The organism is Streptomyces sp. NPDC039465, assembly GCF_055639315.1.
Genome location: NZ_JBVKAP010000008.1, coordinates 246,102 through 257,009 on the forward strand (window position 1 = coordinate 246,102; position 10,908 = coordinate 257,009).

Sequence of the window (10,908 nt, forward strand, 5' to 3'; positions counted from 1 at the left end):
TCGTACCCGACGTGGTGGCGGGCGGCCTGTCCGTGCTGTTCTGCGGCATCAACCCCGGTCTGATGTCGGCGGCGACGGGCCATCACTTCGCCCGCCCCGGTAACCGCTTCTGGCCGGTGCTGCACCTGTCCGGCTTCACTCCGCGTCAGCTGCGGCCGTGCGAGCAGGAGGAACTGCTCGACTACGGCCTCGGCATCACCAACGTCGTGGCGCGCGCGTCCGCGCGGGCCGACGAGCTGACGGACGAGGAGTACCGCGAGGGCGGGCGGATCCTCGTCGCGAAGGTCGAGCGGCTGCGGCCGAGGTGGCTGGCGGTCGTGGGCGTGACCGCGTACCGCACGGCGTTCGGGGAGCGCAAGGCCCGGATCGGTCCGCAGGAACGGACGATCGGGGAGACCCGGATCTGGGCGCTGCCCAACCCCAGCGGGCTCAACGCCCACTGGACGACGCAGACGATGGCGGACGAGTTCGCCCGGCTGCGCGAGGCGAGCCGCACGCCCTGAGCGGGGAGGGCAGGGGCCGTCCCGGTCGCGAGGTCCCGCTGGACGTCCAGCCGGACGTCGAGCCGGACGTCCAGCGGGACGTCTAGGGCGGGTCGACCTGGGTCACCACGGCCAGGAGCTGGAACGGCAGTTCCTTGTCCCACTGGGAGACGCCCAGGCCCACCCACAGCCCGTCCACCCGCCACAGATGCAGATCGGGTGTGTGGTTGCTGAGGACGCCCCAGGGCTCCGGTATGTCCTCGCCGTCCATGCTCCGGGCCAGCACGGACCAGAGGCTGAAGATCTGCGGCGGCCCCCAGCACTCGCCGAGGACGACGGTGAGCGCATCCCGCTCCGCCTCGTACTGCTCCTCGACCGCTAAACGGCGGGTGCCGTCGTCCTCCCAGAAGTCCTCGCTGGTGGCGAGCTCCCCTATGTGATGGCCGGGGCCGCCGGAGCCCAGGTCGGTGGTGGTGGACGTCTCGGGGAACGGTCGGGTGCGCAACAGCTCGATGGTGGCCAGGTGCTCGGGGGTGGTCATGGGTTCGTACCCGTCCTTTCCGTGCTGATGGATCCAGTAAAGCGGCCCCCACTGACAGTTGGTGATCCGTCAGGCGACCGGGCGGGACGGCCGGCCGGGCAGGGGGTGCCCACCGGCCCCGGGCGGCGCTCGCCGCGCTCCCGGCCATTGAGTACCATCCGGCTGACACGCGCTCGACCTGGGAGGACACAGTGGGGCGGCTGACCGGCGGAGACCCGTCGCTGTTGCGGCGGATCAATTCCGCGGTGGTACTCCACGCCCTGCGGGGCGCGGACTCCCCCACCCTCACGGACCTGACCCGGATCACGGGTCTGTCGCGGCCCACGGTCGAGGGAGTGGTCGAGGGGCTCATCGAGGGCGGACTCGTGGTCGAGGCGCCGCCCGAGGAGGGCGAGGCCCGCCGTCAGGGACGGCCCGCGCGGAGGTTCCGGTTCCGGGCCGAGGCGGGTCATCTGCTCGGCATCGAGATCGGGCCGCACCGGGTCTCGGCGCTGCTCTCGGGCCTCGACGGGCGGATCATCGGGGCCGGGGCCCGCGAGGTCTCGGAAACGGCGTCGGCGGACGAACGTCTGGAGCGGGTCCGCACGGTCGTCGCCGATGTGCTGCGGCGCGCCGGGGTGGCCCGCGGCAACCTGCGCGCGGTGGGGGTAGGCACGCCCGGCATCGTCGAGGCGGACGGGACCGTACGGCTCGGCACCGCGCTGCCCGGCTGGACAGGGCTCGCGCTGGGCGAGCGGCTGCGCCGGTCGTTCCGCTGCCCGGTGCTGGTGGAGAACGACGCCAACGCGGCGGCGGTCGCCGAGCACTGGAAGGGCGCGGCCACGGACTCCGACGACATCGTCTTCGTCCTGGCCGGGCTGAGTCCGGGCGCGGGCTCGCTGATCGGCGGGCGGCTGCACAGGGGCTTCGGCGGCGCGGCCGGGGAGATCGGCGCGCTCCATCTGCTCGGCCGGGAGGTGACCCCGGAGACGCTGCTGTCCACGACGGACGAGCCGCTGCATCCGCTGGACGAGCAGGCGGTGGCGGAGGTCTTCGCCCTGGCCCGCCAGGGCGACGCGCGGGCCGGAGCGGCGGTGGAGCGGTTCATCCAGCGGCTGGTGCACGACGTGGCGGCGCTGGTGCTCGCGCTCGATCCGGAGCTGGTGGTGGTCGGCGGCTGGGCGGCGGGTCTGGACGGCGTCCTGCAGCCGCTCCGCGACGAACTGGCGCGCTTCTGCCTGCGACCGCCGCGGGTGGCCCTGTCCATGCTGGGCGAGGCCGCGGTCGGCACGGGCGCGCTGCGGCTGGCGCTGGACCATGTCGAGGGCCAGCTGTTCGCCGTGGAGACGACGGTGACGGCCCGCCGCTGAGCGACGGGCCGTGGGGTGGGGCGGTGGTCGGCGGCGGCCGTTGGGCCGGTGGTTGCCGAGGCGCCGGTAGCCCCGGTGGCGACGGTGGTCGCCGAGGAACCGGTGGTCTCTGTGGAACCGGTGGTCGCCGTGGGCCCGGTGGCCGCCGAGGAACCGGTGGTCGCCGTGGGCCCGGTGGCCGCCGAAGAACCCGTGGTCGCCGAGGCTGCCGTGGTTCAGGAGGCCATGACCAGGTCGCCTGAGTCGCCGAAGGTCAGCCGGCAGGTGTCGGCCCGGTAGGTGGCCACGGAGACCGCGGCCGTACGGCCTTCGGAGAGGTAGCGGGTCGTGACGACCAGCACGGGGGCGCCGGGCAGACGGTCGAGTTCCTTGGCGTCGTCGGCGCGGGCCGAGCCGAGCTCGACGGCGCGGTCCTGGCCGTCCAGCGCCCGGCGCTGGAGCTCGCGCAGGACGGCGCGGGCGCGGGCGGGGCCGGAGGGGTTCTCGATGCCGGACAGTTCGGGCACGGACGAGGCCGGTACGTAGAGCAGTTCGGCGGCGACGGGCTGACCGCCCGAGACCCGCAGCCGGCGCACGACGTGCACGGTCTCGTCGGTGTCGGCGTCCAGGAGGCGCGCGACCGCGGCGGGCGGGGTGGCGGCGGCGCAGTCCACGGACTGCCAGGACTCCTCGCCCGTGCCCGGCCACTGGTGCTGGGTGGTGGAGACGTCGACGCCCATTCGGGGCGGGGCCACGGTCGTGCCGACGCCGCGGCGGCGCTGCAGGCGCCCTTCGAGTTCGAGCTGCTCCAGCGCCTGGCGGAGCGTGGCGCGGGCGACGCCGAACCGGGCGGCGAGCTCCCGCTCGTTGGGCAGGATCTCGCCCACCGCGAAGTCGGAGTCGAGTGCCTCACTGATCACGGTCTTGAGGTGCCAGTACTTCGGCTCCGGCACCGATTCCAGCTGCGTGGTCCCCACCCTGATCCTCCGCAATCGCCGTGTCTCCGGCGGTTTTCCGCGCCCTTGTTTATTAAAGGTTCCTGCACTAACCCTGCGACCATAAGACCGCACACCCCCTTGGTCAAGACCAATCCTGCGTCCGATACCGGACGAAGTGACCCGCGGAGGGTGATCGTTCACAGGACGTTCGCGCGGGTGTGAGGCGTGCGCAGCAATGCGCCCCGCGCCCAAAAGGGACGCGGGGCGGGCTCCGGAACGGCGGCGCGCTTACGCGGCGGCCAGACCGTGCAGCTTGTCCGGATTGCGCATGATGTTGACGGTCTGGACGCGTCCGTCCCGCACCTCCAGCTGCAGGACGCCGTCCGGGGCGCCGTCCTTGAACAGGAGCACCGCGGGCAGTCCGTTGACCTCGGCGATCCGCACCTCGAACACGCCCGCGCCGTCCTGGGTGACGGCGTACAGGAACCGGCCGACCTTGTCGGCGCTCTCCATGACCCGCAGCGGCGCCTTGGCCTTGCCGCCGCTGTCGCCGACCAGCCGGACGTCCGGGGCGAGCAGTTCCATCAGGGCGCCGATGTCGCCTCCGGTGGCGGCGGCGAGGAAGCGTTCGGTGACGTCGCGCCGCTCGGCCGGGTCCACGTCGTAGCGGGGCTTGCCCTCGTCGACGTGGCGGCGGGCGCGGGCGGCGAGCTGCCGTACGGCGGCCTCGGAGCGGTCCAGGGCGGTGGCGATCTCCCCGAAGGGGAAGCCGAAGGCCTCGCGCAGCACGAAGACCGCCCGCTCCAGCGGAGAGAGGGATTCGAGGACGACGAGGACGGCGAGGGAGACGGAGTCGGCGAGCATGGCGCGCTCGGCCGTGTCGGGGGCGGCCGGGCCGAAGTCGGTGACGATCGGTTCCGGCAGCCAGGGGCCGACGTACGACTCGCGGCGGGCCTGGGCCTGACGGAGCCGGTCGATGGCGAGCCGGGTGGTGATCCGTACGAGATAGGCGCGCGGCTCGCGCACTTCGGTGCGGTCGGCGGCCGCCCAGCGCAGCCAGGCCTCCTGGACGACGTCCTCGGCGTCGGCCACCCGGCCGAGCATGCGATAGGCCACGCCGGTGAGCATGGGCCGGTGGTTCTCGAAAAGGCCGGTCACGGAGTCGGAGTCGGTCGTCATCACTCCCCCATCCCATCCCAAGGGATGGGGACTGTCCAGGCGAAATCCGCGCCCTGGGGCCACGACATCGTGGCGCGGCGGCCAGGACCCTTGAACTGCAAGCTACTCAAGGGTAATTGTTGCTGACGGGGCGTCCAACACGACAGGGAGCAGCCGCATGTCCGCAGAGGTCTCGTTCACGGTCGAATCTCCCGAGGGACCCCACACGGTCTCGGTGACCTATGAACGCAGGGGCACAGGAGAGCCCTTGCTGCTGCTCCACGGGATCGGCCACCACTGGCAGGCCTGGGAGCCCGTGCTCCCGGTGCTGGCTGCCGAGCGCGATGTCGTGGCCATCGATCTCCCCGGGTTCGGCGCCTCACCCGGGCTGCCCGGCGGTCTGCCGTACGACCTCGGAACGGTCGTACCGGTCCTGGCCCGGTTCTGCGAGGAGCTGGGCATCGAACAGCCCCATGTGGCGGGCAATTCGCTGGGCGGGCTGCTCGCCCTGGAGCTGGGCCGCACGAAGCTCGTCCGGTCGGTGACGGCGCTCTCCCCGGCCGGTTTCTGGTCGGAGGGTGAGCGGCGGTACGCCTTCGGCACGCTGCGGGCGATGCGCTCGGCCGCCGAGTCGATGCCGCTGCCGATGATCGAGCGGCTCTCCCGCAGCGTGGCCGGCCGTACGGTCATGACCAGCACGATCTACGCACGGCCCGGGCGGCGGTCACCGGAGGCCGTCGTCGCCGAGACGCTCGCGCTGCGCGAAGCCACCGGTTTCCACGAGACGCTCGCCACCGGCGGGAGCGTGCGGTTCACCGACGACGTCCCCGGGCTTCCGGTGACCGTCGCCTGGGGCACCCGGGACCGGCTGCTGCTGCGCCGCCAGGGGATCCGCGCCAAGCACGTCATCCCCGCCGCCCGGCTCGTCAGGCTCCCCGGCTGCGGGCACGTGCCGATGAACGACGATCCCGCCCTCGTCTCCCGGGTCATCCTGGACGGCAGCCGCTGACCGCTTCCCGACCACTCCGGAGCCGAGCGCGGCCCCCGCGCCCACCAGGGCGCTGCCGACCGCCTGAGCGGCCCCGTAGGTGCCCGTGCCAACCAGCGGAGCGGTCAGCGCGGCCGCGACCGGGATCATCCCGGAGAGCAGTACGGCCCGTTCGACGCCGATGCGCCGCATGCCGGTGTAGTACAGGACGAAGCCGACCACGGTGACCACCGCCGCCTGCCAGACCAGGGCGGCGGCCTCGGCCCCGGTCGGGACCCGCAGGAATCCCCGGCCGTCCAGGATCAGCCCGAGGACGGCCGACTCGACGGCTCCGATGCCGCACACCACCACGGTGAGCAGCCGCGGCCCCAGAGGAGCCAGGACGGGCACGGCGAGCACCGTGAAGCCGACCTCCCCGGCAAGCGCGCCCAGCGACCAGAGCATGCCGGACAGGTCCGTCCGGCCCCAGCCCTGGACGGTGAAGGCGCCGGCGGCGACGAACAGGGCGCCGTAGAGGACCGGACGGCTGGGGCGGCGGCCGTCGAGCAGCGGGGCGAGAACGGCCACCACGACGGGCGCGCAGCCGACGAAGACGCCGGGGACGGCCGGCTCGGCGCTCCGCTCGGCCAGCAGGATGGAGAGGTTGAAGCCGACCATGCCGACACCGGCGAGGACGGCGAGCCGCAGCCACTGGCGGGCCGTCAGGGCGCGCAGCGGAGCGAGCGCCCCACGGCCCGCCAGGGGGAGCAGGAACAGACAGGCGGCGCCGTAGCGCAGCGCCTGACCGCCCGCGTAGGGGTAGTCGCCGAGCACGCTGTTGGCGGTGAAGGAGGCGCCGACGAGGACATAGGCGAAGGTCACCATCAGTGTCCCGCGCAGGGAGTTCACGTTCATGGGGCCGACGCTAGGGAGCGCCGCGGCCGTGATTAAGGTCCACTTCCATGACGCCATCGGGGACCAATCCGCCACTCGGGGACGGGCCGGAGCGGGGCGCGGGCCCCGCCTGGGAGCTGCTGCTGCCGACGGCCGCCGCGCCGGCCCGGCGGCGCGGCCGCGCCCTTCAGGAGGCGCTGCGCGAGGCGGTGCGCTCGGGCCGGCTGGCGGCCGGGACGCGCCTGCCGGCCAGCCGGGAGCTGGCGGCGGACCTGGGGGTCTCGCGGGGCCTGGTCACCGAGGCGTACGAGCAGCTGGTCGCCGAGGGGTATCTGCGCAGCGGCCGGGGCGCGGGCACGTGGGTGGGCGAGGAGGTGCGGGCGGCCGCGCACGGGGCCCCGGAGCGGGCGCCGCAGGAGCCCGGCTTCCAGGTGGACTTCCGCCCCGGGACACCCGACCTCTCGCTGTTCCCGCGCGCCGCCTGGACCGCCGCGCACAAGGCGGTGCTGTCCCGGCTGCCGCACCGCGCGCTCGGCTATCCCGATCCGCGCGGCCTGCCCGAGCTGCGCGCGGAGCTGGCCTCGCTGCTGGCGCGGCGACGTGGGGTGGTGGCCGATCCGGCGCGGCTGGTGGTCTGTTCGGGGGTGGCGCAGGCGATGACCCTGCTCGGATTCGTGCTCCACGCGCGCGGGGTGCGGTCGATCGGTGTGGAGGACCCTGGCAGTCCCGAGCACACGGCGCTGTTCGCGGCGACGGGCATGGAGACGGTGTGGCTGCGGCTGGACGACGAGGGCCTGCTGCCGGGGCCGCTGACGGAGTCCGGGGTCCGGGCGGTGGTGACCACGCCCTCGCATCAGTTCCCGTCCGGTATCGGCTACTCGGCTCGGCGTCGCGCCGAACTCCTGCGGTGGGCCCGTTCGGTGGACGGCCTGGTCGTGGAGGACGACTACGACGGGGACTTCCGCTACGACCGGGCGCCGGTCGGCGCGCTCCAGGGGCTGGATCCGGAGCGGGTCGCCTACACCGGTTCGGTGAGCAAGTCGCTGGCGCCGGGACTGCGCCTGGGCTGGCTGCTCGTACCGGAGCGGCTGGCCGAGGAGGTCGTGGAACGCAAGCGGACCATGGACCTCGGCAATCCCGCCCTCGACCAGGCCGTGCTGCACGACCTCGTGGCGCGCGGCGGCTACGACCGTCAGCTGCGCCGCTGCCAGCGCGCCTACCGGGAGCGGCGGGACGCGCTGGTGGCGGCGCTGGCGGAGCGGCTGCCTGGGACGGAGGTCAGCGGCATAGCGGCCGGACTGCACATCATCGCGCGCGTGCCGCAGGCCTACGGCTCGGTGGCGCGGGTGGTGGAGCGGGCGGCGGCGGCCGGTGTGGCGCTGCGGACGCTGGACACGTACGGCACGCGGACCCCCGAGGACGGCGGTGTACGGCTGGTGCTCGGGTACGCGCATCTGGCGCCGTCCGAGATCGCGCGGGGCGTCCGGCTGCTGGCGGACGCCCTGCGCGGGTGAGGTCAGGCGGAGTTGGACCAGTCGCGGACGCAGAGGACGAGGCGGTAGCCGTCCGGGTCCTGGACGGTGACGCCCCACTCGTTCCAGTACGGGTTCGGCGAGGCCACGCGTGTGCCGCCGTGGGCCTCGAGACGGGCGACGAGCTCGTCGGGTACAGGCTCGTCGAGGTAGACGACGAGCAGGTCCTCCACGGTGGGGCGGGGTTCGACGGTGGCGTCGTGGACGAGTTCGAGGTGCCAGGATGCGTCGGGCCAGCCCAGCATGAGCAGGGCGTGGTGGCCGGGCTCGTCGGTCCCCGCGTCCCGCCACAGGACGCTCAGGCCGAGGCCGTCCTTCCAAAACCGTTCCGCGACGCCGAGGTCGCGTGAGGGCCGGGCGATCCGGACGTGTGACTGGCCGCCGATGGGCATCGGGGGTCCCCCTGTGGTGCGTGTGGCGCGTCTTGTGGGCACCGTGTGGTGCGCCGCTTCCGTAGGGACCCTAGGTGGGGTGTCGATCTTGTGTCGATCGGTCATGGGTCCTGGTCCTTCCGGCCGAGGACGGGTGTGTTCCTGCGCTCGTGGGGCCGGTTGTTCATGTGGGGTTGGTGTGCGCGCCGTCACCGGCGATTAGGCATGGCGGGGCAGACACCGCCCCCTCTTCCTCACCGAACCGAACTCTTCTGGAGGCGCATCGATGTCGTACCGCCGGCCGAGTCCGTCGCCCGACCGCCGCACCGTCCTGCGCGGCTCGCTCGCCGCGTCCGCGGCACTCTCCCTGGGAGGCGCCGTCTCCCTGGGCTCCACCGCTCCCGCCCTCGCCCTGTCTGGGCGGCCCGGCGCCGCCTGGGGCGTCCAGACCGGCGACGTCACGTCGTCGGCGGGGCTGGTGTGGGTGCGTTCCGACCGTCCGGCCCGGATGGTGGTGGAGACCGCGGCGAGCGAGTCGTTCCGGGGCGCCCGGCGCTGGTACGGTCCACTGCTCGGTCCGGACACCGACTTCACGGGCACGACGCCCGTCTGCGGACTGCCGCCCGGCGAGCAGATCCACTACCGGGTCACCCTGGCCGACCCGGACGATCCGCGGCGCACCGGGGAGCCGGTCCACGGGACGTTCCGTACGGCTCCGGCACGGCGCCGCGCGGGCGTGCGGTTCCTGTGGTCGGGAGACGTGGCGGGGCAGGGCTGGGGCATCAACCCGGACGTCGGCGGCATGCGGGCGTACGAGGAGATGCGGCGCCTGGACCCGGACTTCTTCCTGTGCAGCGGCGACACCGTCTACGCGGACGGGCCGATCCAGCCGAGCGTGACCCTGCCCGACGGCCGTGTCTGGCGCAATGTCACGACCGAGGAGAAGTCGAAGGTCGCCGAGACCCTCGCGGAGTACCGCGGCAACTTCCGGTACAACCTGCTGGACCACAACGTCCGGGCGTTCAACGCGCAGGTGCCGACGATCGCGCAGTGGGACGACCACGAGGTGCGCAACAACTGGTACCCGGGTCAGATCCTGGACGACGCCCGCTACACCGAGAAGAACGTGGACGTGCTCGCGGCCCGCGCGATGCGCGCGTTCCGCGAGTACTTCCCCGTGTCGACCCTCCACGCGCGCGGGGCGGAGGGCCGGATGCACCGGGTGGTGCGCTACGGCCCGCTGCTCGACGTCTTCGTTCTCGACATGCGCTCGTACCGCAACGCCAACTCGCCCGGACGGCAGGCCGACGACACCACCGGCATTCTCGGCGTGGAGCAGCTCGCCTGGCTCAAGCGGGAGCTGGCCAGGTCGCGCGCGGTGTGGAAGGTCCTGGCGGCCGACATGCCGCTGGGGCTCGTGGTGCTGGACGGTTCAGCGAATTTCGAGGCGATCGCACAGGGCGACCCCGGGGCCCCGCTCGGGCGCGAGCTGCAGATCGCCGAACTGCTCCGGTTCATCAAGCACCGTCGGATCACCGGCACTCTGTGGCTGACGGCCGATGTGCACTACACCTCGGCGCAGCACTACGCACCGGAGCGGGCGGCCTTCAAGGACTTCGCGCCGTTCTGGGAGTTCGTCTCCGGGCCGCTGGCGGCGGGCGGTTTCCCTGCCAACGCGCTGGACTCCACGTTCGGCCCGGACCGGGTGTTCGTACGGGCGCCGGAGCGGGCGAACCTCTCGCCGATGGAGTCGCCGCAGTACTTCGGCGAGGTCGATATCGAGGGCGGGAGTGGTGAGTTGACGGTGCGTCTGCGGGCCGAGGGCGGAACTGTCCTGTTCAGCAAGGTGCTTCAGCCCGGGCGCGTCGGGCAGTAGGCGCTCGATCGACACCGGCCTCCTTGTTGCCTTGACGGCAATCACTTGCCATAGTGGAAAGTAGTTGCCGTCGAGGTCAGGGGGAACCATGTCCGAATTCGTTGATGCCACCGAGGCGTTGGGCCGCAGTCTGCGCGTGGAGAAGGCCGCCCGGCGGCGCAGCGACTGGTACCTGCGCTATCTGGCCCTCTTCGCGGCCGCGCAGCTGGTGCTCGTCCCGGCCGTGCTGCTGCTGCACGACACATGGATCATGCCCGCCGCCCTCGGCCTGTACGTCGCCGCCGTCGCGGGGCTGAGTGTGTACGCGGCCCGGCAGCGGTCGGTCCGGCGCCGGTTCGGTGTGCGGCACACCGTCACCGTCGCGGTGTGGGGGGTGCTCTACGCCGCCGCGCTGGGGCTCGGGTTCACCGCCTTCCCGGACAGCGCCGGGTTCACCGCGGTCGCGGCGGTGGTCTGCACGCTGCCGCTGGCGGTGGGGGCGTGGCTGGAGAGGCGGCAGGGCGCATGACGGACGCGAAGCCGGGCAGCCATCCGCGCCACGCGCTGGAGCCGCTGCTGACCTCGCCGGTACGGCTGTCGGTCGTGGCGGCCCTCGCGCCGCTGGGCAAGGCGGAGTTCGCGTTCGTACGTGACCTGGTGGAGGTCTCCGACTCGGTGCTCTCCAAGCAGGTCGCCGCGCTGGAGGAGGCGGGCCTGGTCGCGGTGGACAAGGGCCGGGTCGGGCGGCGTCCGCGGACCTGGCTGCGTCTGACGGACGGCGGCCGGGAGGTCTATGCACGCCATCTGGCGGCGCTGCGGGCCATCGCCGGGGCCTGAGAGAG

At 73.1% G+C, this 10,908-nt stretch carries 11 protein-coding genes and 1 pseudogene; 7 read left to right on the forward strand and 5 right to left on the reverse strand.

Annotation, left to right across the window (positions count from 1 at the left end):
- Positions 1–11: 11 nt before the first annotated feature.
- Positions 12–503, forward strand: a complete 492-nt coding sequence (gene mug / locus ACZ7LT_RS26305; protein WP_471238556.1) for a G/U mismatch-specific DNA glycosylase — start codon at positions 12–14, stop codon at positions 501–503.
- A gap of 82 nt (positions 504–585) precedes the next feature.
- On the opposite strand, the gene ACZ7LT_RS26310 is transcribed toward mug, so the two are convergent.
- Positions 586–1,023, reverse strand: coding sequence for a hypothetical protein (locus ACZ7LT_RS26310; protein ID WP_471238557.1), 438 nt, complete (start codon positions 1,021–1,023; stop codon positions 586–588).
- Positions 1,024–1,214: 191 nt separating this feature from the next.
- Between ACZ7LT_RS26310 and ACZ7LT_RS26315 the strand changes: the two genes are divergently transcribed.
- Positions 1,215–2,372 carry an ROK family transcriptional regulator gene (locus ACZ7LT_RS26315; RefSeq protein ID WP_471238558.1) on the forward strand — a complete coding sequence of 386 codons (1,158 nt, stop codon included), beginning with the start codon at positions 1,215–1,217 and terminating at the stop codon, positions 2,370–2,372.
- 215 nt (positions 2,373–2,587) lie between these two features.
- On the opposite strand, the gene ACZ7LT_RS26320 is transcribed toward ACZ7LT_RS26315, so the two are convergent.
- Entirely contained in the window at positions 2,588–3,328 is a 741-nt protein-coding gene (locus ACZ7LT_RS26320) for a GntR family transcriptional regulator (protein WP_471238559.1), read from the reverse strand.
- A 249-nt stretch (positions 3,329–3,577) separates the two neighbouring features.
- A complete protein-coding gene (locus ACZ7LT_RS26325) occupies positions 3,578–4,468 on the reverse strand; it encodes an RNA polymerase sigma-70 factor (RefSeq protein WP_471238560.1) in 891 nt (296 codons plus the stop codon).
- Between the two features lie 157 nt (positions 4,469–4,625).
- Between ACZ7LT_RS26325 and ACZ7LT_RS26330 the strand changes: the two genes are divergently transcribed.
- Positions 4,626–5,456, forward strand: coding sequence for an alpha/beta fold hydrolase (locus tag ACZ7LT_RS26330; RefSeq protein WP_471238561.1), 831 nt, complete (start codon positions 4,626–4,628; stop codon positions 5,454–5,456).
- Between the two features lie 468 nt (positions 5,457–5,924).
- Here the strand turns inward: ACZ7LT_RS26330 and ACZ7LT_RS26335 are convergent.
- Positions 5,925–6,386 (reverse strand): annotated as a pseudogene (locus ACZ7LT_RS26335) (EamA family transporter); the annotation flags it as partial.
- Here ACZ7LT_RS26335 and pdxR point away from each other — a divergent pair.
- The gene (gene pdxR / locus ACZ7LT_RS26340) at positions 6,377–7,822 is read left to right on the forward strand and encodes a MocR-like pyridoxine biosynthesis transcription factor PdxR (RefSeq protein ID WP_471238562.1); all 1,446 of its coding nucleotides are present in this window, start codon (positions 6,377–6,379) and stop codon (positions 7,820–7,822) included. The pseudogene ACZ7LT_RS26335 and the gene pdxR sit on opposite strands and share 10 nt — an antisense overlap.
- Positions 7,823–7,824: 2 nt before the next feature.
- Here pdxR and ACZ7LT_RS26345 read toward each other — a convergent pair whose 3' ends face one another.
- The gene (locus ACZ7LT_RS26345; RefSeq protein WP_471238563.1) at positions 7,825–8,232 is read right to left on the reverse strand and encodes a VOC family protein; all 408 of its coding nucleotides are present in this window, start codon (positions 8,230–8,232) and stop codon (positions 7,825–7,827) included.
- A 265-nt stretch (positions 8,233–8,497) separates the two neighbouring features.
- On the opposite strand from ACZ7LT_RS26345, the gene ACZ7LT_RS26350 reads away from it, so the two are divergent.
- The 3 genes from ACZ7LT_RS26350 (at position 8,498) to ACZ7LT_RS26360 (ending at position 10,903) form a co-directional block, all read left to right on the forward strand.
- Positions 8,498–10,087 (forward strand): alkaline phosphatase D family protein, encoded by a 1,590-nt coding sequence (locus ACZ7LT_RS26350; RefSeq protein ID WP_471238564.1) that lies wholly within the window; start codon positions 8,498–8,500, stop codon positions 10,085–10,087.
- Positions 10,088–10,175: 88 nt separating this feature from the next.
- Entirely contained in the window at positions 10,176–10,595 is a 420-nt protein-coding gene (locus ACZ7LT_RS26355; RefSeq protein WP_471238565.1) for a hypothetical protein, read from the forward strand.
- Positions 10,592–10,903 (forward strand): winged helix-turn-helix domain-containing protein, encoded by a 312-nt coding sequence (locus tag ACZ7LT_RS26360; protein WP_471238566.1) that lies wholly within the window; start codon positions 10,592–10,594, stop codon positions 10,901–10,903. The genes ACZ7LT_RS26355 and ACZ7LT_RS26360 overlap by 4 nt, the downstream gene beginning before the upstream one ends.
- Positions 10,904–10,908 lie beyond the last annotated feature (5 nt).